The organism is Pseudomonas sp. GM74, assembly GCF_000282455.1.
In the GTDB taxonomy this organism is placed as follows: Bacteria; Pseudomonadota; Gammaproteobacteria; order Pseudomonadales; family Pseudomonadaceae; genus Aquipseudomonas.
In genome coordinates this window covers 1-26,018 of sequence record NZ_AKJG01000110.1, presented here as the reverse complement: position 1 = coordinate 26,018, position 26,018 = coordinate 1, and the positions used below count along the sequence as shown (strand labels likewise).

22 protein-coding genes are annotated in these 26,018 nt (G+C 62.5%); 9 read left to right on the top strand and 13 right to left on the bottom strand.

Annotation, left to right across the window (positions count from 1 at the left end; all coding sequences use genetic code 11):
- Positions 1 to 72: 72 nt before the first annotated feature.
- The 7 genes from PMI34_RS06400 to PMI34_RS06430 form a co-directional block, all read right to left on the bottom strand.
- Entirely contained in the window at positions 73 to 435 is a 363-nt protein-coding gene (locus tag PMI34_RS06400; protein WP_008052566.1) for a Na+/H+ antiporter subunit G, read from the bottom strand.
- Positions 432 to 710 carry a K+/H+ antiporter subunit F gene (locus PMI34_RS06405; RefSeq protein ID WP_007986253.1) on the bottom strand — a complete coding sequence of 93 codons (279 nt, stop codon included), beginning with the start codon at positions 708 to 710 and terminating at the stop codon, positions 432 to 434. Before PMI34_RS06405 ends, PMI34_RS06400 begins: the two co-directional genes overlap by 4 nt.
- Positions 707 to 1,195 (bottom strand): Na+/H+ antiporter subunit E, encoded by a 489-nt coding sequence (locus PMI34_RS06410; protein ID WP_008052565.1) that lies wholly within the window; start codon positions 1,193 to 1,195, stop codon positions 707 to 709. Before PMI34_RS06410 ends, PMI34_RS06405 begins: the two co-directional genes overlap by 4 nt.
- Positions 1,192 to 2,877, bottom strand: coding sequence for a monovalent cation/H+ antiporter subunit D (locus tag PMI34_RS06415; protein WP_008052564.1), 1,686 nt, complete (start codon positions 2,875 to 2,877; stop codon positions 1,192 to 1,194). Before PMI34_RS06415 ends, PMI34_RS06410 begins: the two co-directional genes overlap by 4 nt.
- On the bottom strand, positions 2,874 to 3,218 hold the full coding sequence (locus PMI34_RS06420) for a Na+/H+ antiporter subunit C (protein ID WP_007986256.1): 345 nt from the start codon (positions 3,216 to 3,218) through the stop codon (positions 2,874 to 2,876). The genes PMI34_RS06415 and PMI34_RS06420 overlap by 4 nt, the downstream gene beginning before the upstream one ends.
- Complete coding sequence (locus PMI34_RS06425; RefSeq protein WP_008052562.1) at positions 3,218 to 6,136, bottom strand: monovalent cation/H+ antiporter subunit A; 2,919 nt, start codon at positions 6,134 to 6,136, stop codon at positions 3,218 to 3,220. The genes PMI34_RS06420 and PMI34_RS06425 overlap by 1 nt, the downstream gene beginning before the upstream one ends.
- 272 nt (positions 6,137 to 6,408) lie before the next feature.
- Positions 6,409 to 7,407, bottom strand: coding sequence for a DMT family transporter (locus PMI34_RS06430; RefSeq protein ID WP_081498108.1), 999 nt, complete (start codon positions 7,405 to 7,407; stop codon positions 6,409 to 6,411).
- Positions 7,408 to 7,428: 21 nt separating this feature from the next.
- On the opposite strand from PMI34_RS06430, the gene PMI34_RS06435 reads away from it, so the two are divergent.
- Together PMI34_RS06435 and PMI34_RS06440 are read left to right on the top strand one after the other, a co-directional pair.
- Entirely contained in the window at positions 7,429 to 7,992 is a 564-nt protein-coding gene (locus tag PMI34_RS06435; protein ID WP_008052559.1) for a helix-turn-helix domain-containing protein, read from the top strand.
- Positions 7,993 to 8,006: 14 nt separating this feature from the next.
- On the top strand, positions 8,007 to 9,413 hold the full coding sequence (locus tag PMI34_RS06440) for an FAD/NAD(P)-binding protein (RefSeq protein WP_008052558.1): 1,407 nt from the start codon (positions 8,007 to 8,009) through the stop codon (positions 9,411 to 9,413).
- A 442-nt stretch (positions 9,414 to 9,855) separates the two neighbouring features.
- On the opposite strand, the gene PMI34_RS06445 is transcribed toward PMI34_RS06440, so the two are convergent.
- Both PMI34_RS06445 and PMI34_RS06450 read right to left on the bottom strand, forming a co-directional pair.
- A complete protein-coding gene (locus PMI34_RS06445) occupies positions 9,856 to 12,102 on the bottom strand; it encodes an Ig-like domain-containing protein (protein ID WP_008052557.1) in 2,247 nt (748 codons plus the stop codon).
- 35 nt (positions 12,103 to 12,137) lie between these two features.
- Positions 12,138 to 13,484, bottom strand: coding sequence for a hypothetical protein (locus tag PMI34_RS06450; protein ID WP_008052556.1), 1,347 nt, complete (start codon positions 13,482 to 13,484; stop codon positions 12,138 to 12,140).
- A gap of 279 nt (positions 13,485 to 13,763) precedes the next feature.
- On the opposite strand from PMI34_RS06450, the gene PMI34_RS06455 reads away from it, so the two are divergent.
- The 4 genes from PMI34_RS06455 to PMI34_RS06470 all read left to right on the top strand — a co-directional run bounded on the left by PMI34_RS06455 (position 13,764) and on the right by PMI34_RS06470 (position 19,507).
- The gene (locus tag PMI34_RS06455; protein WP_008052555.1) at positions 13,764 to 15,209 is read left to right on the top strand and encodes a sensor histidine kinase; all 1,446 of its coding nucleotides are present in this window, start codon (positions 13,764 to 13,766) and stop codon (positions 15,207 to 15,209) included.
- A 184-nt stretch (positions 15,210 to 15,393) separates the two neighbouring features.
- The gene (locus PMI34_RS06460; protein ID WP_008052554.1) at positions 15,394 to 16,467 is read left to right on the top strand and encodes an SCO family protein; all 1,074 of its coding nucleotides are present in this window, start codon (positions 15,394 to 15,396) and stop codon (positions 16,465 to 16,467) included.
- Between the two features lie 144 nt (positions 16,468 to 16,611).
- Positions 16,612 to 18,105, top strand: a complete 1,494-nt coding sequence (locus PMI34_RS06465; protein WP_008052551.1) for an ATP-binding protein — start codon at positions 16,612 to 16,614, stop codon at positions 18,103 to 18,105.
- Complete coding sequence (locus PMI34_RS06470) at positions 18,074 to 19,507, top strand: sigma-54-dependent transcriptional regulator (protein ID WP_008052550.1); 1,434 nt, start codon at positions 18,074 to 18,076, stop codon at positions 19,505 to 19,507. Before PMI34_RS06465 ends, PMI34_RS06470 begins: the two co-directional genes overlap by 32 nt.
- A 40-nt stretch (positions 19,508 to 19,547) precedes the next feature.
- Here the strand turns inward: PMI34_RS06470 and PMI34_RS06475 are convergent, their stop codons facing one another.
- A complete protein-coding gene (locus tag PMI34_RS06475) occupies positions 19,548 to 19,928 on the bottom strand; it encodes a hypothetical protein (protein WP_008052549.1) in 381 nt (126 codons plus the stop codon).
- Positions 19,929 to 20,100: 172 nt separating this feature from the next.
- On the opposite strand from PMI34_RS06475, the gene PMI34_RS06480 reads away from it, so the two are divergent.
- On the top strand, positions 20,101 to 20,907 hold the full coding sequence (locus tag PMI34_RS06480) for a class I SAM-dependent methyltransferase (RefSeq protein ID WP_008052548.1): 807 nt from the start codon (positions 20,101 to 20,103) through the stop codon (positions 20,905 to 20,907).
- Between the two features lie 72 nt (positions 20,908 to 20,979).
- Here the strand turns inward: PMI34_RS06480 and PMI34_RS06485 are convergent, their stop codons facing one another.
- Both PMI34_RS06485 and PMI34_RS06490 read right to left on the bottom strand, forming a co-directional pair.
- Positions 20,980 to 21,753 (bottom strand): carbohydrate deacetylase, encoded by a 774-nt coding sequence (locus tag PMI34_RS06485; protein WP_008052547.1) that lies wholly within the window; start codon positions 21,751 to 21,753, stop codon positions 20,980 to 20,982.
- Between the two features lie 122 nt (positions 21,754 to 21,875).
- The gene (locus tag PMI34_RS06490; protein ID WP_008052546.1) at positions 21,876 to 22,916 is read right to left on the bottom strand and encodes an AraC family transcriptional regulator ligand-binding domain-containing protein; all 1,041 of its coding nucleotides are present in this window, start codon (positions 22,914 to 22,916) and stop codon (positions 21,876 to 21,878) included.
- A gap of 71 nt (positions 22,917 to 22,987) precedes the next feature.
- Between PMI34_RS06490 and PMI34_RS06495 the strand changes: the two genes are divergently transcribed.
- Positions 22,988 to 23,902, top strand: coding sequence for a LysR family transcriptional regulator (locus PMI34_RS06495; RefSeq protein ID WP_008052545.1), 915 nt, complete (start codon positions 22,988 to 22,990; stop codon positions 23,900 to 23,902).
- A 54-nt stretch (positions 23,903 to 23,956) separates the two neighbouring features.
- Here PMI34_RS06495 and PMI34_RS06500 read toward each other — a convergent pair whose 3' ends face one another.
- Positions 23,957 to 24,874: a LysR family transcriptional regulator gene (locus PMI34_RS06500; protein WP_008052544.1), complete on the bottom strand. Its 918-nt coding sequence runs from the start codon at positions 24,872 to 24,874 to the stop codon at positions 23,957 to 23,959.
- A 97-nt stretch (positions 24,875 to 24,971) separates the two neighbouring features.
- On the opposite strand from PMI34_RS06500, the gene PMI34_RS06505 reads away from it, so the two are divergent.
- Entirely contained in the window at positions 24,972 to 25,811 is an 840-nt protein-coding gene (locus PMI34_RS06505; RefSeq protein WP_008052543.1) for an AraC family transcriptional regulator, read from the top strand.
- Positions 25,812 to 26,018 lie beyond the last annotated feature (207 nt).

Here is a 26,018-nt window from a genome sequence, read left to right as displayed (position 1 = left end):
AGTTAGACACCCACCCTTGTGGGAGCGGGCTTGCCCGCGAAGAGGCCGGTCCAGGCACTAAAAATCCTTGGTCTAACTGCCGCTCTCGGTCCGCCGGCTGCTCACCTCGGCCGGCACATCATCCCCGGCCATGCGTTTGCGAAACAGCGCCGCCCGGGCCAGCAGCAGTGTCGTCACCGGCACGGTAATCGCCAGCAGGATCGGAATCAGCCAGGCGTGCAAGACCGGCGCGGACTTGAGCGCCGAAAAATAGATGATCGAAGCCAGCGCCACGCACCAGGTCCCGAGCGTCGAGGCCAGGGCCGGTGGGTGCATGCGCTGGAAGTAGTCCTTCATGCGCAGCAGGCCCGTGGCGCCGATCAACGCAAACAGGCTGCCGAGCACCAGCAGGATCGCCACCGGGATTTCCACCCACATCGACATTGGCGTATTCATTCGATCACCTCACCGCGCAGCAGGAATTTCGCCAGGGCGAACGAGCCGACGAAACCGAACAGTGCGATCAGCAGCGCCGCCTCGAAGTAAGTGTCACTGGCATAACGAATACCCAGCGCCAGCATCATCAGCATCGCGACGATGTACAGATAGTCCAGCGCCAGAACCCGGTCCTGGGCCGACGGCCCCTTGAACAGGCGGATCAGGGTCAGGATCATCGCCAGGGAAAAGAAGAACAGACTCAGCAGGATCGCGTTCGACAGCAAGGGGCTCATTCGAAGATCTCCATCAGCGGACGTTCGTAGGTCGCCTTGAAGTGCTGGATGAACAGCGCCTCGTCCTCCAGGTCGAAGACGTGCAACAGCAGAATGCTGCGATCCAGTGCCAGCTCCGACCAGACCGTACCCGGCACCACCGTAGTGATCATCGACAGCGCGGCCAGGCCGTTGGCGTCACGCAGGTCCAGCGGCACCTTGATGAATTGCGAGCGGGGCGGGCGGCGACCGGCATTGAGCACGCTCCAGGCCACGGCGAGGTTGGACACCAGCACATCGCGCCCGACCAGAAGGACCAGGCGCAGGATTACCCAGGGGCGACGGATACGCACCGGCAGCGGACGCAGCCTGCGCATCATCAATGGCGCCCAGAACCCCAGCACGGCACCCAGCAGCAAATTGCCGGGGCTTGTCGACAGGTTCAGCAACAGCCACAGCAACCACAAGGCCAGCGACAGCAAGGGTGCCGGAAACAGGTGCTTCATGGTTGCACCTCCTGCGGGGCCGCTGCGGCCGACGGGTTCGGTACGACGCGCGTGTCGAGCACCGCCATCACGTATTGCTGGGGGTTGTACAAGGCATCGGCGGCGGCCTGGGTGTAGCGCAGCAACGGGTCGGCCTTGAAGGTCAGCGCAATGCTCAGGCCCAGCAGGGCGAAGATCGGTATGCATTCAAGGCGTCGCAACAGGGGCGATGGCCGTTCCGCTGGCGTCCAGAAGCGCTGGATGCCCAGGCGCGAGAAGGCGATCAGCGACGCCAGCCCGGACACAATCAACAACACCAACAGGCCCCACGCGGCGTTGGAAACCGGTGTGTCGCCGCTGTTGCCCAGGCCGAGCGGATTGAGCAGGGCACCGATCAACCCGAGTTTGCCGATAAAACCGGAGAGCGGCGGCATACCGATGATCAGCAAGGCGCAGGCGATGAAGCTCAGTCCGAGAAACGCCATGGTCCAGGGAATCACCTGGCCGACCACGGCTTTCTGGTCGTCGTCGAGGTTGGTGCCTTTGGGTGGATGCAGGGATTCCAGTGGGCGGGGCAGCAGTTCGGTTTCATCTTCGAGCTGGATTTCGTTGGCCGAACGCGAGCGTTCGATCAGCTCGGCCAGCAGGAACAGCGCGCTCAACGCCAGGGTCGAGCTGAACAGATAGAACAGCGCCGCGCCGACCAGGTTCGGCTGGGCGAAACCGATGGTCGACAACAGAATGCCCGCCGATACCAGGATGCTCAGGCTGGCCATGCGTTCCAGGCGTTGCGCGGCGAGGATCGCAATGGCGGCGCAGACGATGGTCGCCATGCCGCCGTAGATCAGCCAGTCGCCGGCAAAGAACGCCGATGCCCCGGCCTGGGCGGAGAACAGCAGCGTCCACAGGCGCAGCAAGGTGTAGACGCCGACCTTGGTCATGATCGCGAACATTGCCGCCACCGGCGCGCTGGCCGAGGAGTACGCCGGCACCAGCCAGAAGTTCAGCGGCCACATGCCGGCCTTGGCCAGGAACGCGACGGCCAGGATCCCCGCGCCGGCGTGAAGCAAGCCGCGATCAGCTTCGGTCACCAGCGGGATTTTTACCGCCAGGTCGGCCATGTTCAGTGTGCCGGTGACCCCATAGATCAGCGCCGCGCCAATCAGGAACAGCGACGAGGCCAACAAGTTGATCGAGATGTAATGCAGCCCCGACGACACCCGCGCCCGGCCCGAGCCGTGGAGCATCAAGCCGTAGGACGCGGCCAGCAGCACTTCGAAGAACACGAACAGGTTGAACAGGTCGGCGGTGAGGAACGCACCGTAAAGGCCCATCAACTGGATCTGGAACAGCGCGTGAAAACTCGAACCTGCGCTGTCCCAACGGGCCATGGCAAACAGCAGGGCGCTGACGCCGATAATGCCGGTCAGCACCAGCATCAGCGCCGACAGGCGATCGACCACCAGCACCAGGCCGAACGGCACTTGCCAGTTGCTCGGCAGATACACGCCGATGGAGCCGGGCACGCCGGTGGTTTGTGTCCATTGCAACAACGCCACGGCAATGCCCAGCCCGAGCAGGCTGGAGAACAGATTGATCCTGGCCTTGAGCGGCCGGTGCTTTTCGCCAAGCATCAGCATGATTGCGGCAGTCAGCAGCGGCAGCAGAATGGGCGCGACGATCAGGTGAGTCATCGCCATCATTCTTTGGGCTCCCGGCCATCCACATGGTCGGTGCCGGTCAGGCCCCGGGAGGCCAGCAGCACCACCAGGAACAGCGCGGTCATGGCGAAGCTGATGACGATAGCCGTCAGCACCAGTGCCTGCGGCAATGGGTCGGTGTAGTGCAGAAGATCCTGCGGCACGCCGTCCTTGATGATCGGTTCCTTGCCGATGAACAGGCTGCCCATGCTGAAGATGAACAGATTGACGCCATAGGACAGCAGGCACAGGCCCATGACCACCTGGAACGTCCGTGGGCGCAGGATCAGCCAGACGCCGGACGCGGCCAGCACGCCGATGGCGATTGCGATGACTTCTTCCATCAGACGGCTCCCTTGGCGGTAACGGATTTGGGCTGGGCAGCGGTTTTGTGGCCGCGCACCGATTGGTGGGCAAGGGCGGTGAGGATCAACAGGGTCGAGCCGACCACCACGCCGTACACACCGATGTCGAAGAACAGCGCGCTGGCCAGGTGAATGTCACCCAGCAGCGGCAACGAGAAATGCCAGGTGTGGGTGGTCAGGAATGGATAGCCGACCAGCATCGCACCCAGCCCCGTGGCGGTGGCAATCATCAGTCCCGTACCCATCCAGCGCAGTGGCCGCAGGCTCATTTGCGCCTCGACCCACTGCGTGCCGGCGACCATGTATTGCAGGATGAACGCCACCGACATCACCAGCCCGGCGACAAAGCCGCCGCCCGGTTGATTGTGCCCGCGCATGAACAGGTAGAACGACACCACCAGCGCCACCGGCAACAGCAGGCGCACCAGCACCGCCGGTACCATCATGAAACCGAGCGCGGTGTCGCTGGCGTGACGCGGGTTGACCAGGTCGGTGACCACATCCGGTGCGAGCAAGCGTTGCTGGGCCGGCAGTTGCAGGCTTTCTTTCGGCGGACGGAAGCGGCGTAGCAGGGCGTACACGGTCAGGGCCACCGCCACCAGCACGGTGATTTCACCGAGGGTGTCGAAACCACGGAAGTCCACCAGCATCACGTTGACCACGTTGCTGCCGCCGCCTTCGGGCAAGGCGCGACTGAGGTAGAAGGAGGAAATATCGTTGGGGGTCTGGCGCGTCAGCATGGCGTAGGCCAGCAATGCCATGCCGACACCGACCGAGGTCGACAGCAGCAAGTCGCGGACACGCCGTACCCGCGCCCGACGCAAGCTGCCGGGCAAAGGCGAGACTTCTTCGATCCGGCGTGGCAGCCAGCGCAGGCCGAGCAGGATCAGCACCGTGGTCACCACTTCGACCGCCAGTTGTGTCAGGGCCAGGTCCGGCGCGGAAAACCAGACGAAGGTGACGCAGGTCATCAGGCCGCAGACGCTGACCATGGTCAGGGCCGCGAGCCGGTGGTACTTGGCCTGATAGGCCGCGCCAAGGGCGCAGGCGATGGCCAGCAACCACAAGGTGACGAAGACGATCGACCCCGGGATTTTCGGCCGGTCACCCCAGTGAAGACTGCTGTGCAACATGGGAATCAGCCCGGCCAGCACGGCGGCGAGTACCAACAGGAACAACTGCATTTGCAGGCGTTTGGTGCCGATCCGCGGTTCCAGGCGACGGGCCAGGCGCATGATGGCGACCAGCGCGTATTCGAACAGGTGCTTGCCGTCCAGGCGCCCGATGACGGGCGGGCGGTCGAAACGCCCGCGCTTGAATTGATTGCGCAGCAGCAGGTAGAGCACGGAGCCGCAGGACAAGGCGATCAGGCTCATGATCATCGGCGCGTTCAGGCCATGCCAGATGGCCAGGCTGTACTCGGGCAGCGTGCCGCCAACCACCGGTTGCGCCGCCGCCGCGAGCAGCGGGCCGACTATCTGGGCGGGGAAGATCCCCACCAGCAGGCAGGCGAACACCAGCAATTCGACCGGCGCGCGCATCCAGCGCGGTGGCTCGTGGGGCGTGTGGGGCAGGTCGGTCGCGGGCGGGCCGAAGAACACATCCACGGTGAAACGCAGGGAGTAAGCCACGCTGAAGGTACCGGCAATCGTTGCCACGATCGGCAGGCTCAGTTCGACCCAGCGCGTGGCATTGATGAACACGGTTTCGGCGAAAAACATCTCTTTGGAAAGGAAACCGTTGAGCAACGGCACGCCGGCCATCGAGGCGCTGGCGACCATGGCCAGGGTGGCGGTAAACGGCATCAGCTTGTACAGGCCGCTGAGTTTGCGGATATCGCGGGTGCCGCTTTCGTGGTCGATGATCCCGGCGGCCATGAACAACGAGGCCTTGAACGTCGCGTGGTTGAGAATGTGGAACACCGCGGCGACGGCGGCCAGCGGGCTGTTCAAGCCGAGCAACAGGGTGATCAGGCCCAGATGGCTGATGGTCGAGTAGGCCAGCAATCCCTTGAGGTCGTTCTGGAACATCGCGCAATACGCCCCGAGCAACAGGGTGCAGGCACCGGCGCCACTGACGATGTAGAACCATTCTTCACTGCCCGACAGCGAGGGCCATAGCCGCGCGAGCAGGAAGACCCCGGCCTTGACCATGGTCGCCGAATGCAAATACGCCGACACGGGCGTCGGCGCGGCCATGGCGTGGGGTAGCCAGAAGTGAAAGGGAAATTGCGCACTTTTGCTCAGTGCGCCGATCAGGATCAGGGGCAACAGGATCGGGTAGAGGGCATGGGCACGAATCAGGTCGCCGGCGGCCAGGACCTTGTCCAGGTCATAGCTGCCGACTACATGGCCGAGCAGCATGACCCCCGCCAGCAGGCACAAACCGCCCGCACCGGTCACCATCAGCGCCATGTAGGCACCGCGCCGGGCATCGGCGCGATGGTGCCAGTAGCCGATCAGCAGGAACGAGAAGAGGCTGGTCAGCTCCCAGAAAAAAACGATCTGGATCAGGTTGCCGGAGATTACCAGCCCAAGCATGGCGCCCATGAAGGCCAGGAAAAACGCGAAGAATCGCGGCACCGGATCGTTCGGCGACATGTAGTAGCGGGCGTACAGCGAAACCAGGGTGCCGATGCCCAGCACCAGCATGGAGAACAGCCAGGCGAAACCGTCCATGCGCAGGACGAAGTCCAGGCCCAGGCTGGGCAGCCATGAAAACTCTTCGCGAATGACGCCGCCATGGGCGATCCGCGGGTACAGGAAGGCGACCTGAACGGTACCGATCAGGGCGATCAGGCCAGCCAGCAGGGATTCGGCGTTACGGGCATTGTGCGGCAACACGGCCGCCAAACAGCTGCCTATGAAAGGCAGAAGCAGTAGAACTATCAGGGACATAGGCTTCTAATCTGCGGAAGTTTGTGAAGCATCATACGTGCCAGCTCCTGGATCACCAAACGCCAAGCTGTCGCAGAATCCTACACGGTAGACGGAAAAGCCCTGTTTATCCTTGTTTCAGAGGGTTGGGTTTAACCTCTCGGACGCCATCGCGGGCAAGCCCGCTCCCACAGAGTTTGTGGATGTACACAAAACGGTGTGCACACCGCAGAACCCTGTGGGAGCGGGCTTGCCCGCGAAAGCAATCGATCATGCACCGCTGAATTAGCGGTTCAACCCTGTGTTTCCCGCTCCAGCTCTTCTTCTACCGCAGCAGCCTTACCCTTGGTCTTCAGCTCACTGACGATCACCGCCGCCACAATCAACCCGGCCCCGACCAGGGCAATGGCCGGCAAGCGCTCCCCGGCAATGCGCCCGACAATCCCGGCCCATACCGGCTCGCCGGCATAGATCAATGTGGCGCGGGTCGGTGACACGCTTTTCTGCGCCCAGTTCATCGCCACCTGAATCGCCGCGCTTGCCGCCCCAAGACCCAGCGCGCTGCACAGCAGCAACCAGGAGAAGTCCGGTATGGCCTCGTTGGTCGGCACCACCATCAGGAACGACAGCGCCGAAGTGACGGCCAGTTGCACCACCGTCACCCGGCGCACATCGACCTGGCCGGCATAGGTGCTGATCAGGATGATCTCCGCCGCAATGGCCACGGCGCTGATCAAGGTGGCGATTTCACCGGGGCTGAAATTGAACGACGCACCGGACGGCCCGGACAGTAGCATCAAGCCGGTAAAGGCCAGCATGATGCCGATGCTCGGCATCAACCCCGGACGCCGCCCCAGCACCAGCCATTGCAGCAACGGCACAAACGGGACATACAGCGCGGTAATGAATGCCGATTGGCTGCTGGGAATACTCTGCAACCCGACCGTCTGCAAGCCGTAACCGAGCATGATGGCCACGCCGATGAACGCCCCGGCCTTGAGTTCGAACAGGGTCAGGTCGCGCAGGTGACGCCAGGAAAACAGGGCGACGATGCAAGCGGCGGCGGCAAAGCGCAGGCCGACGAAAAACATCGGGCCGCTGACGGTCATCGCATGCTGTACCAGCAGGAAGGTACCGCCCCAGACCATGGTGATCAGCACCAGCACACATTCGGCCTTGCTGAACCTTGTAAAGCGGGAGGAAGCCTTTGGGGAGTTCATCGACGTCATGACCTTGCACGCTACTGGAGGGGGACGCACAATGCGTCGAATGTTGCGCAGTATACTGCCCAACCCTACTCAGTGAGCAATATAGTGCACAAAGATTCTACCCAACGGGCATCGGTCCTCCAGCACGTCAGTCAAAATGTCCGCCGATTGCGTCATGCCGCCGACTTGAGCCAGACGGCGCTGGCGGAAAAGTCCGGTGTCAGCCGTCGAATGCTGGTAGCGATCGAGGCGGGGGAAAAGAACGTCAGCCTGACCACCCTCGACCGCGTCGCCGAAGCCCTCGACGTTGCCTTCAGTGATTTGATCCAGGCGCCCGACGCCCGGGATCCCAGCCGTATCAACGAGCTTGCCTGGACCGGCACGATTCCCGGCAGCAGGGCGGTGTTGCTCTCCAAGGCCCAGGCCAGCCGCGAAGTCGAGCAGTGGGAATGGTGCCTGCAACCGGGCGAGGTGTATCCGTCGGAGCCGGACGCCGATGGCTGGAGCGAGCAGATTTATGTCTTCGAAGGCTGCCTGACCGTTATGCTAGGCGACCAGCCGCAGAGTATCGCGGCGGGTGAATTCTTCATGTTCGCCAGCAACCAGCCGCACTGTTATCGCAACGACGGGGCGGTGGCGGCGAAGTTTGTGCGTAATGTGGTGATCTAAACAGGGAGTGAACGATGGGCCATAGCTTGACCAATGACGCCGACATCCTGATTGTCGGTGGTGGCCTCAGTGGCGCGATGCTGGCGGCGCAGTTGATGCGCCGGCCGGGCCGGTGCCGGGTGCTGGTGATCGAGCCCCGGGCCGAGTTGGGGCGGGGCGTAGCCTACAGCGCGGTGGAACTGGGCCATACGCTCAATGGCAATGCGGCGCGGGTGAGTGTCGACCCGGACAACGCCGACGACTTTACCCAATGGCTGACCAAGTACATCGAAGCGGGCGGCTGGCCGGAATCGGATCAGCAGCAGGTGCCGGTCGGCGAACTGTTTCCGCCACGGGGAATTTTCGGCCTGTACGCCCGCCAGCGCCTGGCAGACGCGCAGGCGCTGGGCGCATTGAACGGTTCGACGGTCGAGCATGTGCAGGCCGAAGTGGTCGACTTGCAAGCCGATGCAGACGCCGTGCGGTTGACCTTGAGTGATGGCCGAAGCTTGCAGGGCGCTTTTGCGGTCTTGGCCACCGGGATGTTTCCCGCCGCGTGCACGCCACAAACCCGATCCTGCGGCTTGAACGCTGCAGCCCTTGATCCGTGGGACGTGGCGGCCATGCAGCGGCTCGACCCGCAATCGACGGTCATGATCATCGGCTCGGGCCTGACCATGGTCGACGCCGTGGTGTCCCTGGATCAGGCCGGGCATCGCGGGCCCATCGAAGTGTTTTCCCGCCATGGCCTGCGGCCCCATGTACGTCGCCAGCCACCGGCCTGGGTGGATTTTCTCGCGCAGGATCAGCGCATCCGCACACCTCGCCAGTTGATGCGCGAACTGCGTCGGCACTGTCGGGACGCCATCGCCCAGGGTATCGACTGGCAGGCGCCACTGAACACGGTGCGGCCACACATCGGTCGCTTGTGGCAACAGGCGACGGACGTGCAGCGTCGACAGTTCGTGCGGCATGTGCGGCCGTGGTGGGAAAGCCATCACCACCGCTCGTCACCCCTGAGTGCCGAACTGGTGGAGCGTTTGTATGAAGAAGGGCGGTTACGTATTCACGCCGCCTCGTTCGAGGGACTTGAGCGTTCGGCGGGCGACGGCGTCAGTATCCGCCTTCGGCGACGCGGTGAGGCACACACCTGTGTCGTCAGCGCTGGCGCCCTGATCAACTCCAGTGGTATCGAATATGACTGGCGCCGGGTCGCGCGGCCGTTGCCCCGGCAACTGCTCGCCCGTGGCCTGGTCCGACCGGGGCCGTTGGCCCTGGGCATCGCCGCAGAGGTCGATGGCGCGGTCCTGAGCGCAGAGGGGCAGCCCGCCAGCCGGCTGTTTGCCATAGGCCCGCCGTTGCGCGGCATGTGGTGGGAAAGTACGGCCGTCTCGGACGTGGTGAGCCAGGCCAAGGCGCTGGCCGAGCGACTGGTGCGCTAGTCGTCCATTTGCTCGGCCTGTTGAGTGGTGAGAAGCGTTTGTGTACGCCGAACCCCTGTGGGAGCGGGCTTGCCCGCGAAGGCTGCCTGCCAGCCGACCGAAACCTTTCAGATGTACTGAGTACCTGTGGGAGCGGGCTTGCCCGCGAAGGCGGCCTGCCAGCCGATCGAAATCTTTCAGATGAACTGAGTACCTGTGGGAGCGAACTTGCTCCGGGCGGCGTTCCGACAATGGCGGCTTGCGAGCCAACCATTCACGTGCAGTTGTCCCAGCCCATTGGATTGAGCTTGGTCGGGCACCGCTCCAGTGATGGCAGCCAGACCACCGCTGGATTGCATCCATCAATGCACCCGGCAAAAAACCGCGTCCCCCACCCGAGGCCGCGGTTTTCCATAGGGTTGAAGCCGGCCCCATCAACCAACGTGGCTGATGGGGCGAGGGCTCAGTTGGCGATCACCGGCACCGTCCGCACGGAGCCTTGGGACGAGGTGATCGTGGCGGTCGGGTTCGCCGACGGAACCACCGTGGTGGTGTTGTTCACCGTCAACTTCCAGCGTCCATTCGCCGGGACGGTGGTGGTGCCCAGGGTGACCAGTCCGGTCGGCGTGGTGACCTTGATGGTGATGGTGTTGCCGGTGGTCACCGATGAGGTGCCGGCAAAGTTCCAGGTGAAGCGGTTATTGGAGCGGGTGCTCACCGTTGCGCTGGTCACTGCGAAGGTTTCCGCAACAGGCCGTGGCGAAACCTGCACCGTGACCGTGGCCGGCGACGTTGACAGGGCGCCGAAGCTGTCCCGGGCGATGTAGGTGAAGGTCGTGGTGAATGGCGTCAGGATCACAGCCGGTGGGGTGTAGGTCACCGCCGTACCGTTGATTGCCACCGTGCCCCGGCCTGCTGCCGGTGGAGTGACGCTGGCGACAGCCAGCGGCACGTTGCCTTCCGGATCCGTATCGTTGGCCAGCACGTTGATCGTGACCGGCACGCCCTGGGTAGCAATGCTGTCGGCGACGGCCACCGGAGGCCGGTTAGGTGCCACCGTGATGGTCACGGTGGCCGGATTGGCCGAGGCCAGGCCTTTGGCGTCTTGAGCCTTGTAGGTGAAGGTCGCGGTCAACGGTGCAGTGACAACCGCCGGAGGGGTATAGACCACGTTGTTGACGGCCAATGCCACGGTGCCCTGGCCTGCGGCGGGTGGAGTCAGCGCCGTGATACTCAGTGGCGTATTGCCGTCCGGGTCGCTGTCGTTGGCCAGCACATTGAGGGTGAGCGGCACACCGAAGCTGGTGCTGCCAGCGTCGGCAACCGCCAGTGGTCGCTGATTCTGGCCGTTGTCCGGCGCCGTGCCCACGACGACAACGGGCTCGGTGTCACTGCCGCCGGCGGCGGATTTCACCGTCACGGTTGCAGGGGGCTGGGTCAGGTCAGCCACCGTCAGGCGTTGCAGGATGCCGGTTTTCGACAGCCGCCCGTAACCCTGGGCGACCATGTCCGGGACCACCACTTCGTCCGTGGAGGTGGCCTCGATCAGCAGGCTGTGGTTACTCCAGCTGTAACGGGCGGTCTGGATTTTTACCATGTCCGAGAGCTTGCTCGACACCGCAGTCGGGCGGGTGGTCCCGGCGGGATTGGTGGCGGTGACCACCACGACCGGCGGCACCGTCCCGTTGGCCAGCAGATGCTGGGCGAAGAACACGCCGTTGTTGTCGCCCACCATGTTGGTCTGGCAGGGCGACACAGGCGGGCCGGGGAACAGGGCAATGCTTTCGCGAAAGCACAGGGTCGAGCCGATGGCGGCTTTGGCAAACACTTCGACCCGGGTGTTGTTGCCGCCGGTGCCGGCTATGCGGCGGTAAGTGGCCCGGGTCATGTCCACCGCGGTTTGCGCGCGGTTGTCGAGCACCTTGCCGGACAGGGTGAAGAGGTTGGTCTGGAGGGTCCCGGCCGGCCCCTGGATGCGCACGAAATTGGTGTTGTTGGGGCTGCCGGTCACGGCTTCGGTGAGGTTGGGGTCGCCAACGAAGGTTTCGACGGCGCCAGTGTCCGGGTTCACCTCGGTGTAGGGGCCATTGACGCTGCGCAGGAACGGCCCGATCGCACCGTTGACCGCACCGCTGAAAACCCCCGGCGCGCCGATGCCGACGTCCCTGGTGATGTTGATCGCACGACGGCCGGGGGTGGTGACGTTGACCGTTTCCACTCCATAGGGGTGGGTAATGGTGTAGGTCCCGGCAACGGGAATGTTCACCCGCATACGAATCCGCGCGAAGCTGATCTGGTCGCCATCGAGGGGGTTGCCACCGGCAAATGCAGCCTCGATCCCGGCGACATAGGCGTCCATGCCATAGCCGGCGGTGTTGTTGGGGATGCTGGTCTCGGCCAGGAACCAGAAGGCTTCGTCCGGCCAGTTATCCGGGAACACCATCGGCAGGGTGTCGTCGAAAATGCCCGGTGTCGGCAGCAGGGTGCACATGTAGGCCGGTGGCACGCTGGCTGCCACCCGCGAGCTGGCAGCGCGGGACTGGCACAGCTCCATCGACAGTTGATTATTGTCCTGATACCAGATCGGGAATTTCCCGGTGGCAAAGGTGTAAGGGCCGGGATCGACGGCGGCGAGTTGCGCCAAAGCACTGCCGGTCAGCGATAGAGTCAGTCCCAGGGCGTTGAGCGCCAGGCGTGGCCATTTGTTCATGATGCCTCCTGATGAGGATCCGGGCATGTGGGCGTTCATTGCACGATGACCACTTCTTCGGTATCGCTGCCGCCATTGGAGGACGACACACGAACCTGGGCTGGCGGAATCGGCGAGATGCCGGTGGCCAGGCTTTTCACGGCGCCGTCACCACTCAGGGCGCCGATGGCGATACCGGTGCCGGAGGTGGCGGTGAGCACCGGTGGCGACGTTTCATCGCTGGTCGAGGCCACGATGGTGATTTGCCCGGTGCTCAGGCTGTACTCGGCGCGAGAGATCGTCACCAGGTCGGTCAGCGGCATGGGCAAAGTGGTCGGCGTGCTGCTGGCGATGGCCAGGTGGTTGTCGGCGGTCACCTGCAAGGTGCTCGGCAGCGTCGGATTGTTCGGCGACTGCGCATACCAGTGGCCGGTGGTGTTCGCCTCGGTGAAGTTCAGCACCGGGTTGTTGCTGTCCAGGGTCACGGTGGCCGGTGGCGGCGGGGCCAGCACGAACACGTCCTGCTGGGCCACCGGGGCGCTGGTGCCGGCCTGTCGCGAGTAGGTGCTGCGCTCGGCGATCACCGGGGTCGGCCGGGCCACATTCGACAACTTGCCGGATACGGCGAAGAGGTCGGTGCGCAAGTCCAGGCCATTGGGGCCTTCGATGCGCACGTAGTTGGTGTTGAACGGGCTGCCGGTGACGGCTTCGGTGAGGTTCGGATCGCCGACGAATTGTTCGGCCTGGCCAGTGCCCGGGTTGGTCTCGGTGTAGGGGCCATTGACGCTGCGCAGGAACGGCCCGACGTCGCCCTTGAGCGCGCCGTTGTAGGTTTTTGGCGCACCGATGCCAATGTCCCGGGTCATGTTGATCGCCCGCCGGCCGGGAGTGTCGACGTTGAACACTTCGACGCCGTAGGGGTGGGTGATGACGTAAGTGCCGGCGGTAGGCACGTCGATGCGAACACGGATACGGGCGAAGCTGATCTGGTCGCCCTCCAGTGGATCCCCACCACTGAAGGCTGCTTCGAGCGCCGAGACATAGGTCAGGTCGATACCTCGGGCGGCATCGACGATGGTCGTTTCGCCTGTTGCCCAGAACGCTTCGTCGGGGAAATTGGTCGGGAAGACCAACGGTTGGGTGTCATCGAAAATGCCGGGATCAGGAATCAGCGAGCACATGTAGGTCGGGGCGCCTGGCGCGCTGGCAACACGGGAACTGACAGCCTTTGATAAACACAGGTCAAGGGTTCGGCCGTGGCTGTCCTGATACCAGGCGGCGAAATTGCCATTGGCTGGCAGGTAGGGGCCGGGGTCTACGGCAAACAGCGCTGCCTGGGCCATGCCTTGGGCTAGAGCGGTCATAACCAGGGCGGTCGCGGTTTTGCACAGTAACGGGTGCATGAGTATTCCCTCTGTCGAAGTACCTGCCCCTTGGGGATGGGCAGTTGGCAGGGAGTTCGGCAACTTCCATACCAATCGGCGAAAACGCCCGTGAGAAGCCTGCAGTAAAGGCGTTGATGCAGTCACCGGCGGCAGAAGAGGAAGTTATGGCGCGGGCAGCAGTCCCCTACTTTGGGGGGGATCAGGCCGCGGGGCGGGTGGGGTATCGCAGTCCCCGGGTTCGGGCAAACGGCCATGGCTGGGCTATAAACCTATAGGGGGTTTCCGGGAACCGTGTCCATGAACACAATCGCCAAAGTACTTGCGACCGACAGCGAAGTTCGCTTGAACACGCGCAAGGAGCCGTTCAATCTGCTGCGCTGGTTTTCGCTGATCAGCATGGTGGTGATCGGCACGGTGGCGGTGGCGCTGGGGGCGGTGTCCTCGCGGTTCGTGATTACCGAAAGCGTGCAGCGCGATGCGCTACTGACCTCACAATTCATACAGGCGATTGCCTCGACCGAGGCGCGCCAAGTGTCGATTCCCAACGTCCGGACCATGGGCGAGTTACTCGACCCACGCAAAGACAAGGACTTTCCTGACGTCGACCCGCTGTCCCGTGCCAGTGCCCGCGATGATTTCCTCGACCATATCGCAAATTTGCCGGACGTGATCCTGGCCAACATCTATGCCCCCGACCGCATGGTGATCTGGTCGACCAACCCGGCCTTGATGGGCACTACGATCCATGGCGATGAAGACCTCGACCGGGCATTCAACTCGAAAATTTCCGTGTCGACCAGTTATCACGATGTGGACAAAACCCGCATGGAGCAGAAGTTCCTGGAACCACCCAAATACACCTTCATCGAAAACTACATTCCCCTGTTCGACGCCGATGGCAACACCGTCACGGCGATGGTCGAGATCTACAAGGAGCCGCAGGACCTGATCAACCGCATGGAGCGCGGGTTGGTGCTGATCTGGCTGGCAACCGCCCTGGGCGGCGGTCTGATTTACCTGGGGCTGTACTGGATCGTGCGGCGGGCGGCGATCCTGCTGGCGACGCAGCAGAAGCAATTGATCACCAGCGAAACCTTTGTGGCGCTGGGGGAGGTGTCCTCGGCGGTCGCCCACAGTCTGCGCAATCCGTTGGCGAACATCCGGTCAAGCGCCGAGCTGGCGATAGAGTTCGACAGCGGTCCGGCGCACGGGAACATCAACGACATCATTGGTCAGGTCGATCGCATGTCGACATGGGTACGCGAATTGCTCCAGTCCCTGCGACCGCTCAATGACGAGGCGGAACCGGTGAACCTGGTGGCGGCCCTGCATGACAGCCTGATGGCTTACGAGCATCAGATCAGCAGGGCCAAGGTCAAGGTGGTGTTCGAGCCGGACCAGACGCCCATGGTGCTGAGCCAGCATGTGCAACTGACCCAGATCCTCAACAGCTTGCTGTCCAATGCGGTGGAAGCCATGGACGGTGGCGGCACCCTGACCATCCGGATCGAACCGCGCGATGCCCAGCGCGTCAGCGTGAGGGTGAGCGATACCGGCAAAGGCATGAGCGAAGAACAGCGCACCATGGCCTTCCGGCCGTTCTTCACCACCAAGCAGGGCGGGCTGGGAGTCGGGCTGGTGCTGGTCAAGCGAATCATGGAGCGATTTGGCGGTGCGGTGACCCTCGACAGCAGTGAAGGCGAGGGCACCACTGTGCGCCTGTCGTTTGTTTTGGCCCCCTGAAAACGGGGATGATCTACCCCCAATAACGGGTATCAATCCCCGGCCATTTCCCCGGTCATCGCACATTGATTTGATAAATCATTGTTTTGGCGAGTGTTAGTACGTTTTATAAAAAAAACACATGATTGGCGAGGTCCTTGCAAACCCACCATCACCCCCCTTCACCACATCGAGGCGGCTGGTGATGGAAAAAAAAGAGATGCATTCACCACGCTCACGAGCCTTGGGCATGCACTTGGTGCTGATGCTGGTGACCGGTTTGCTGGCCAGCCAGTTGCTGGTCGCCAGCCAGCCGACGTCGACCCCCGCGCCTGCTCCGGCATCCACTGCCGAATCCGCTGTCGTTGAAGCCGTCACCCCGTGGGGTGCCGAGTATTTCCCCAACACCCTGTTGACCGATCAGGACGGACAGCAGCTGCATTTTTTCGATGACCTGATCAAAGACAAGGTGGTGGTGATCAACTTCATCTTCACCTCGTGCAGCGATTCCTGCCCCCTGGAAACCGCGCGTCTGCGCCAGGTGCAGAAACTGCTGGGGGATCGGGTAGGCAAGGACATTTTCTTCTACTCCATCAGCATCGACCCCTTGAGTGATACCCCCGAGGTGCTCAAGGCCTATGCGCAACGCTTTCAGGTCGGGCCCGGGTGGAAATTCCTCACCGGGGAGTTCGCCGATGTCACCGACCTGCGCAAAAAACTGGGGCTGTTCATCGAAGGCGTCGATAACGGGCGCAACAAGGACCACAACCTGAGCCTGATCATCGGCAACCAGGCAACGGGCCGCTGGATGAAATCCTCGCCGTTCGAAAATCCCTGGATTCTGGCCGATCAACTGGCCAATACCCTGCATAACTGGAAACAGCCCAGTGTGGAAGAAAGCTATGTCGATGCACCGGAAATTCGCCCGCCGAGTAATGGCGAAGAGCTGTTTCGCACCCGCTGCGCGTCTTGCCACAGCCTCGGTCCGCTGGACGGGCAGGGCATCGGCCTGCGCAGCATCGGCCCGGACCTGATCGGCGTGACCTATCAGCGCGATCCCGCCTGGCTCAACCGCTGGATCCGCGAACCTGACCGCATGCTCGCGGAAAAGGACCCGATCGCGATGGAACTGTTCGAGCGCTACAACAGGATCTCGATGCCCAACTTGCGGCTGGATCCGCATTCCGCCCAGTCCATCATCGATTTCCTGAAAGAAGAAACCGACCGTCAGCATCCGCCGGCGGCGCCATTGGTCAGTGGTAACGAGGAGCCTCAATAACATCATTCGGTCGCGCAACCCGAGACACCCCGGGTGCAATAGTGTCAAAAAAATTACGCGGGCCAGCCAATGGCTATCAATGCCACCTACACTGGTTCTGAAAGCGGCTGAACAGGCTCGATTTCAAACACCCAGGACACAGCCATGCAGATACTCGAACAACAAAAAGTAGCTGCGCCGCAGGCCCCGGCACTACAACGCAAGGGGTGGCGGCCGCAGTTCAACTTGCTGCGCTGGTTCTCCCTGGCAAGCTTTTTCATCATTGCCGCGGTGGCGCTGGGGCTGGGTTACATCTCCACGCGCTTTGTGGTCGATGAAAGTATCGAGCGTGATTCGATGCTGACCGCGCAGTTCATCCAGTCCATTGGCGAGGCCGAAGTCCGGCATGCCGGCATTGCCCCGGGCCGAACCATGGGTGAAATGCTCGACCCGCGCATGGACCATGCCGACTCCGACGTCAGCCCCGAATCCCGGGCCGCCGCGCGGGTTGAGTTTCTCGACCATGTGAGGCATCTGCCGGACATCCTGCTGGCGACGGTGTACGCCCTGGACCGCACCGTGGTCTGGTCGACCAACACCGATTTGATTGGTGTGCGCATCGAAGATGACTTTGAGCTGGACGAATCCTTCGAAATGAAATCGCCGGTGTCCACCAGCTACCACGAAATCGATGAGGAGCGTCCCGAGCAGCGCCTGCTGCGCGAACCGGAGTATTTGTTCGTCGAGAACTACATTCCGATGTTCAACGCCGACAGAAGCAAAGTGGTCGCCATGGTGGAAATCTATAAGGAGCCGCTGGATCTGGTGGAGCGCATCCAGCGTGGCTTCAAGGCGATCTGGCTGGCCACGCTGATCGGCGGGGCGGCCATTTACCTGGGGCTGTTCTGGATCGTGCGACGGGCGGCGACGCTGTTGCAGAGCCAGCAGAAACAACTGATCGCCAACGAGACCTTTGTCGCCCTTGGCGAGATGTCCTCGGCGGTGGCCCATAGCTTGCGTAACCCGCTGGCCAATATCCGCTCCAGCGCCGAACTGGCCCAGGACATCGCCAGCCAGACCGCACAGAAAAACATCGGCGACATCATCAATCAGGTCGACCGCATGTCGCGTTGGGTCCGTGAATTGCTGGTGTCGTTGCGACCGATGAATGACGATTGTGAAACGGTCGACCTGGTGCTGGCCCTCGAAGACACCCTGAGTGCCTTCGAGTCCCTGATCAAGCGATCGGACGTCGAAGTGCGATTTTCCCCTGTCAGCGTGCCACCGGTTGTCAGCCAACAAGTGCTGCTTACGCAAATACTCAATAGCCTGTTCGCCAATGCACTGGAAGCAATGCCCAAGGGGGGCGTGCTGACGATCGAGATCGATTCCTCGGTGTCCGGCGACGTGAGCATGACATTGACCGACACCGGCAAGGGCATGTCCAAACAACAGCAGCAAATGGTCTTCAAGCCGTTTTTCACCACCAAACAAGGTGGACTGGGTGTAGGCCTGGCCTTGGTCAAAAGAATAATGGAGCGTTTTGACGGTTCGGTCGAACTGACCAGCCGGGAGCAGGAAGGAACCCGCGTTTGTCTCAATTTCAAAGTGGCAACGGGAGGGGCATATGGAGCACAGCATTCTGCTGGTCGAGGATGACGAAATTCTCGCTGAGAATATTCAGACTTACCTGGAGCGCAAGAGCTTCGAGGTGACCGTTTGCCACTCGGCCGAAGATGCACTGGAGCAATTGGGTTCTTTTGCGCCTGACGTGGTACTGACCGACAACTCGTTGCCGGGCATGAGTGGTCACGACCTGATCCAGAAGCTGCGCATCAGCGCGCCGGATCTGAAAGTGATCATGATGACCGGTTACGGCAACGTCGAAGACGCCGTGGTGGCGATGAAAGAGGGGGCTTTTCACTACGTCACCAAACCCGTGGCCCTGCCAGAGCTCAAGCAGTTGCTGGACAAGGCCCTGGCCACCGACCGCATGGAGCGCACGCTGTCGTTTTACCAGGAGCGCGAAGCCCAGAAGTCGGGGGTGCAGGCACTGATTGGCGAGTCGGCACCGATGGCGTACCTCAAGGGCACCATCAGTCAGTTGCTCGACGCCGAACGGCGGATGGCCAACAGCGATCTGCCGCCGGTCCTGGTGGAAGGCGAGACAGGCACCGGCAAGGAACTGGTGGCCCGGGCCTTGCACTTCGACGGCCCGCGCGCCAAAGGCCCGTTCATTGAATTCAACTGTGCTTCGATCCCGTCCAATCTGGTGGAGTCGGAACTGTTCGGCCACGAGAAGGGCGCCTTCACCGACGCCAAGGATCGTCGCATGGGGCTGGTGGAAGCGGCCGACGGCGGCACGCTGTTCCTCGATGAAATCGGTGAAATGGACCTGCTGCTGCAAGCCAAGTTGCTGAAGTTGCTGGAAGACCGGACCATTCGCCGGGTCGGTTCGGTGAAGGAGCGCAAGGTCAATCTGCGGGTGATCAGCGCCACCAACTGCAACCTCGAACAGATGGTCCAGCAAGGCAAGTTCCGTCGCGACCTGTTTTTCCGCCTGCGCATCATTTCCATCAAGGTGCCGCGCCTGTATGTCCGTGGCGCCGATATCCTGCTGCTGGCCCGGCACTTCCTGGCGCTACACGGCAAACGCTACGGCAAACCGAACCTGCATTTCAGCGACCAGGCCGAAGATTTGCTGCTCAGTTACAGCTGGCCGGGCAACGTGCGCGAATTGCGCAACATGCTGGAGCAAACCGTATTGCTGGCGCAAAGCGACACCATCGCCGCCCATCAGTTGAACGTCTGCCTGAGCCTGATGGATGATCCAGCGATTGTTCATCACGAGCCGCCACACTTCAGCGAACCGCGTACGTCCTACAACGGCGGTGAATCCATGAACCTGCCGGAAGTGGAGCGTGACATGGTGCGCAAGATGCTCGACAAGACCGACTGGAACGTCACCAAATCGGCACGCCTGCTGGGTCTGAGCCGTGACATGTTGCGCTACCGGATCGAAAAACTCGGTCTCACCCGTCCCGACAAGCGCCAGTGGTAGGGGGCGTTCTCAATGGGTTTCCCTGCCGCGCCCCCTAGGCTCACTGCAACACCGGGCCCTGCCTCAGGCAGGACATCATGCAGCCGGGGTTCTCGACTTCCTGGTTCACGTATACGCCACGCTCCGGATCGTAGGAGCGGATAAACACCCGAACCGTGGCGTCGGCCACTGTCGGCAGGCGCGAGTCCGAGAACACGTGCTCGCTGGAAACCGGGATGAATTCCCCGGGTGCGGTCGGGATGTACGAGCCTGGCGGGATGATGTTCATGGACGGTGGTGCGGGGTGCGCGAAGGGTTGGTCGGCGCCGTAATAGTTGAATTCGCTGCTGTAGTTGGTGGTGTTTGGCATGTCGTCGGCGTGGACGACAGCGGTTGCACCCAGGCAGACGGCGAGCAACAGCGTCAGGTCGGACTTTTTCATGGCAACACCTGCTAGATCGGTTTAACCACATTCCCCCCAAGGTCTTTAACTATAGCTGGCGCCGTGGACAGCCGTTGGTGCTACGCGGATTACAAGTTCGCAACACCTGCCAGGATGAGGTTGATCTAGACTCCGGCGGGTCAAATCGACGACCCGGACCCTGGAACGTGCAATGGAAATGCCGACAAAAGAACAAGCCATCGCCAGTAACCGCGAGGCCTGGAATGACTCCGCCCGTCACCACAAAGACTCCTGCGAATGGCAAGCCTTGTTGAAGGACGTGGCACACGGGGATTTTTCCTGTCTGGACGACACCCTGACCGCTTTGCTGACCCAGACAGGTGTCGACGGCAGGGACGTGGTGCAACTGGGCTGCAACAACGGCCGCGAAAGCCTGTCGCTGTTCGCTCTGGGGGCGCGCAGCGTGGTGGGCGTCGACCAGTCTGAAGCCTTTCTCGGGCAGGCACGTGAACTGGCGTCCCGCTCGCCCCATGCGCCGCAATTCATCGAAGCGGACATCCACCACTTGCCTGCCCGATTGCAGGAGCGCTTTGACCTGGCGCTGATCACCATCGGGGTCTTGAACTGGATGCCGGACATCGGCGAATTCTTCCGCCATGTGGCGCGCACGCTGAAGCCGGGTGGGGCGCTGGTGGTGTACGAAACCCACCCGTTCCTGGAAATGTTCGACCCCGAGGCCGCCGATCCTTATCACCCGGCCAGCTCATACTTCCGCCGCGAACCTTTCGTGCAGCACGAACCGATCGTCTACGAAGGCAAGGTCGAACAGCCGGCCGCGCCGTCCTACTGGTTCGTCCACACCCTGGGCGATCTCTTCAGCGCCGCCATTGCGGCAGGGTTGCAGATCCGTCACTTCAAGGAGTACCCACACTCCAACCGCGAAGAATGCTATGACCGCTATCAACAGCAGGTGGCGCAGTTGCCGCTGTGTTTTACGTGGGTGGTGGTGAAGAGTTGATGTCCTGAACTCAATGGTGTGCGGGTCCTGCTGGCCCCATCGCGAGCAAGCTCGCTCCTACAGGGGATGGTGTTACTCCAGAACAGCATCTCGAGCCGCGGTATAGGCCACCCGCGGCACACCCGGCAAACGCTGTTCCAGCAGTGCGCTCAAGGACTCTCCCGGTTCCAGGTAGGCATCGCCGAAGTCGGCGCCGAGCTGGTTCGGGTGGGCGACGATTTCCAGTAGTCCGTCGGGTGGCGGCTCGGCGTTGCGCAGATCCACCGGGGTGCATACGTAGTCGGCGGTGGCACCGGCGAGGTTGCTCAGGCGACGGTTGAGCAGGTCCTTGAACACGCGCCTGGGCAGGCTGAGGTTTTGCCCCAGGTTGCGCGCCAGGCGCACCGGTATCCCCTGGCGGGCGGCGAAGCGAGCGACGATCTCGCCGATCGGCCAGATAGTGTGCACCTGTTGATGGGAGTCCAGGTGGCTGGGGCGCAGGCCGTTGTCCAGGCAGCGCTGCCACTGGGTTTCGAGTTCTTCCAGTACGGCATGGCGATCCCGGCGCCCGAGCCAGAGACGGGTGCGGGACAGGTTGAGATCGAACACGCCGGCACCGTCGCAAAACGTCGGGCGCTGCACAATGCTCTGGCTCAGCGGCCGGCCGTAGGTCAGGTTGAAGTGCAGGCCAATGCGGCCTTCGAGCAATGGATGCCGGGCCAGCAGGCAGGCCGTTTCGAACGCCGGCATGTTGGCCATGGCGGTGGCGGAGCTGATGAGCCCGGCCTGGAATGCGCCCAGGATCACCGCGTTTTCGCAGGCACTGAGGCCGAAATCGTCAGCGTTGACTATCACTTGCCGAGGCATGTTTACCCTCCTTGAGGTTTCCCGCTGCCAAGATTTTGGACACTCAATCCACTCATCATTTGTAGCTGGAAACCGGGGGGATGCAAAACCCCAAAGCACCCGTGGCGCACGAGCGTGGTTTTTCATTGACCTTGCCGGGTTCGCCAGGCACCTGGCGCGCACCCCAGCCACCGCAGGCAGGCTCGGTTGAAACTTTGCACATCGCTGTAGCCCAGGCGATCGGAAATCTCCACCAGTTCCAGGTCTGTCCCCTGCAAAAAGTCTTCGGCCCGGTAGCGGCGGTACTCGTCGAGCAACTCTGAAAAACTCCAGCCCAAGGCCTTCAGGCGTCGGGCGGCGGTGCGCTCGAGCAAGTGCTGGGTGGTGCAGAATTGCTGCCAGTTGGCCTCGGCGAGGTCGCCGATCAAATGGTCGCAGACTTGCTCCAGCAGGGTCGGTTCGCTGTTGCGTCGGGTCTGCTCCAACAGCTCGACCAGCGTGTGTTCCAGGTCATGATTGCCCGGCGTCAACGGGATGACGAACAGCTGTGGATCGAGGCGGATCGAGTGCTGCGCCTGCCCCCAATGCACCGGTGCGCGAAAGGCTTGTTGATGTTCCTGCGCATTGGCCGTGCAAGCACCGGCCAGCCCGACCCCCAGAATCGGATCACGCTCCAGGCCGCTGGCGAGGAATTTGCGCCGCAACATGCTGCACAGGCTGATGAGGATGTAATCGGTGGTCGCCGCGCTGGTTTTCACGCTGCCGCGGTCGAGCAGGTGCAATTCGACGCTGTCGTCGCCGCGCACGATCCGGGCCTGGAAGTGCCCGTTGAAAAACGGAAAGAAGCGCACGAAATACTGGCAGGCGCTGTCCAGTGAGGCGGCCACGTCGAACAGGTACGTCAGGCCATTGGTGGCGGTGGAAACGAAACGCCGGCCAGCCGCCAGGCCGATCAGCGGGTCGCCGGTCTGCTCCAGGGCAAACGCCCAGAAGCGCCGCGACATGAACAGCGGAATGCGCAGGAATGGCGTACGCAACTCGAACAGGCTGCGACGAAACAGGCTTTCGATACTGTCCCGGTCCACGCCACGGGCCAGCAGCTCTTCGATGGCCGGCAGCAGGGTCGGCGCATAGAACGCATTGGGTATCGATCGATCGTGCAGTTGCTGATCGCTTTTTGTCATGTAGGGCTCACAGCTTGTTCCCGAACACTGGTTAGGCTGCCCGACGTTAAGCGATTTGCCGGAGCAAGACCATGCTTGATTTACGCCAGCTCGATTTGAACCTGTTGCTTGCCTTCGATGCGATTTACCAGCAGCGCAGCGTCACCCGTGCGGCCGAGGTGATGTGCCTGTCGCAACCGGCCATGAGCAATGCGTTGCGTCGCCTGCGGGAATTGTGCGGCGACCCGCTGTTCATCAAGAGTCGCCTGGGGGTGACGCCGACACTGGTCGCCCATCGTCTGGCCGACTACGTGCGTGCCGCGCTCGAGTCGTTGCGCGATGGCTTGCGCATGATTCCCGCCGCGCGGCAGAACAATCCGCTGCTGCGCATCAGTTGTCTGGATTGCCTGCAACCGGTGTTGCTCGATGCCTTGCTCGAATCGCCCCACGCCGATTGGCAGGTACGATATTTCCAGCCCCGGCGTCGCGACGCTTTGCAGGACCTGGCCAGCGGCAAGCTGGATATCCTGATCGACCTGGACCAGCCTCTGGCCGGACTTGCCGGCCTGCACAAACAGGCGTTGCCCGCCGACCATTACGTGTTCGCCTATGGCGCCGCGCTCAAGGAACCGCCGCGCACCCTGCAGGCGTATCTGGAGCAGCCGCAGGTCCAGGTGTCGAGCCGCCGCGACGGGCTCAGTCCGGTGGACTTGCAACTTGGCTTGAAAGGTCTGCGCCGGAATGTGGCGATGAGTACCCAAAGCACCCTGGCGGCAAAGCTGATCGCCGATCGCCAGCCGTTCGGCATCAGCCTGCCAAGCCGGGTCGCCAGTGTGCTGGGCCTGCAACAGGTGCCGCTGCCCCTGGACGAACCGGTGGAGTTGAAACTGGCGCTGTACATCGAGTCGCGCTATCGCTTCGAGCGAAGCCGCGAGGAGGCGATGCACTGCCTGCTGCGCGCTCTCGGTGAGCCCCGGGCATTGCAGGCACTGGCACGGCGTGCGTGAAACCCTGTGCGAGCAAGCCCGCTCCCACAGGGATCGCGTGCAGTTCAGATGCATCTAATTCGACGCCAGCAAACGCCGGTCAACCGTCAGCACCGCATCGACCATCGCCAGCGCGGCCGGTGTCAGGGAGTGGCCGGCACGGCTGACGATGCCGTAGTGCAATTGCAGGCCGGGGTCCTCCTTGGGCACATCGGCGAATTCCAGCAGGCGGATCAGCCCCTGGTCGACCAGTTCGGCCAAGGCCTCCACGGTGGCGATACCCACCGCGTCGGAGCGCATCACCACGCGGCGGATCGCATCGAATTGCGCGCATTCCACGCTCGGGTCGAAGTCCGCCTCGCCCTGCGCGTCGGCGAGGATCTTGCGGATCATCGGCGGTATTCGCGTGCCGACCACCGCGTAGTCGAGCAGGGCGCGCAGGGACAGGTTCTGTTGCTGCGCCAAGGGATGACCGACTCGGCAAAAGAACCGCCCACGTCGAGGGCGCAACAGCTGAACCTGGTATTGCGGGTCGCCGGTGAAGTACCGCGCGTCGGCCACGAGGAATTCGATCTGCTGTTCGCGAAGCCAGATCGCCAGTTGCTCCCAGTCGCCCTGGTGGAAACTGATGCGGATCGCCGGATGGGCCTGGATGAATTCCGCCAGCGCCTCGGGCACCAGCACCTGGGCCGGGTACGGACCGCAGCCGAAGTGCAACTCGCCACCGGTCAGGCCGTTGTATTGCGTCAGTTCGTTGTGCAAGGCCTGGCTGCCGGCGAGCAGGCGCCGGGCATGTTGCAGTACCAGTTCACCCTGGCCAGTCAGGCGGAATTCGCGGCTGCTGCGTTCGACCAATGCGCAGTCGAGGTCGCGCTCCAGGGTCTGGATGCTGCGACTGAAGGCGGGTTGGCTGAGGTTGATCGCCTCGGCGGCCCGGCCGAAGTTGCGGTAATCGGCCAGGGCGACAAGGTGGCGGAGTTGTCGTAGGTCCATCATGCGTCTCCTGCATTCAGCGGATACTTTTAATGCATTGGATCGATAGCATAGAGACTGGCATAAGTACACGCCTGTCTTCTCGCCGTAACTTGCCATGACCAGTCAACCGTTCATTTCCAGCGCTTTCACCCGCACCATTCTCAGCCATGCCCGGCAATCCGGACTGTGCCAGGACCAATTGCTGGAGCGGGCCGGCATTTGCCTGTCATTGCTCGAAGGGCAGGACCTGCATGTGCCCGTGCACCTGGTCGAACGCCTGTGGAGTGAATGCGAACGTGCGGGCGCGGGGGCGTCGTTTGGCTGTGATCTGGTCAACGGCATGGCGACCACCACGCTGCGGGGGTTGAACATTCTGCTGGACTCCGCCCCGACCCTGCGCGCGAGCCTTACGTGTTTCACCGATTTTCTGCCACGGGTGACCAACTACGTAGTGGCGGAACTGGAGGAGGGTGACGGGCAGGCCCGCTTGCATTTGCGCAGCGTTGACCGGCAGCCGCATTTTTTCGGCCTTGATGCGGCGACCCTGACGTTGGTGCGCAACATCGCCCGACGTTTGGGGCGAGCGCCGGCCGAGGTGTTCGTCGCGGTCCAACTGACGCCGCAACAGGCTGCCGGGCAGTGGTTGCGTAGCGCTGGTGTCGAGGTGCTTGCGGGTTCACATCCGTGTCTGAGTCTTCCGGCAGCTTGTCTCGATGAGCCTCTGCTCGGGGCCAATGGGTTTTTGCATCAGAGCATGTTGCGGCACTGGCAGACTGCGGCGGTGCAAAATACTCGCAGTGACAGCCTGGAGATGGCGCGGCACTGGTTGACGGCGGGGGATCAGCCGATCGAACGGATTGCCGAGCGGTTGGGGTATCGGCAGCCGAGTAATTTCATTCGGGCGTTTCGCAAGCAGTTCGGGATTACGCCTAAGCAGTTTCGCCTTGGTTTGTAGTCCGGGGTACAGGGCTTTGGTGATGGAGTACATATCCGTTGCTGCGGTAACGGCTGCTTATGGTATCGCCCTTACGTACGGCCCCTCGCTTAGGCTCGGCGTTCCTTCGCTGCGGTATTCATCCGGGGGCATTGCGCGCCTGTCCCCGAATAAACACCAGAACGAGGCCTGCCGAGGGGGCGGGTGGATCAAGATCAAGAGCTGCAG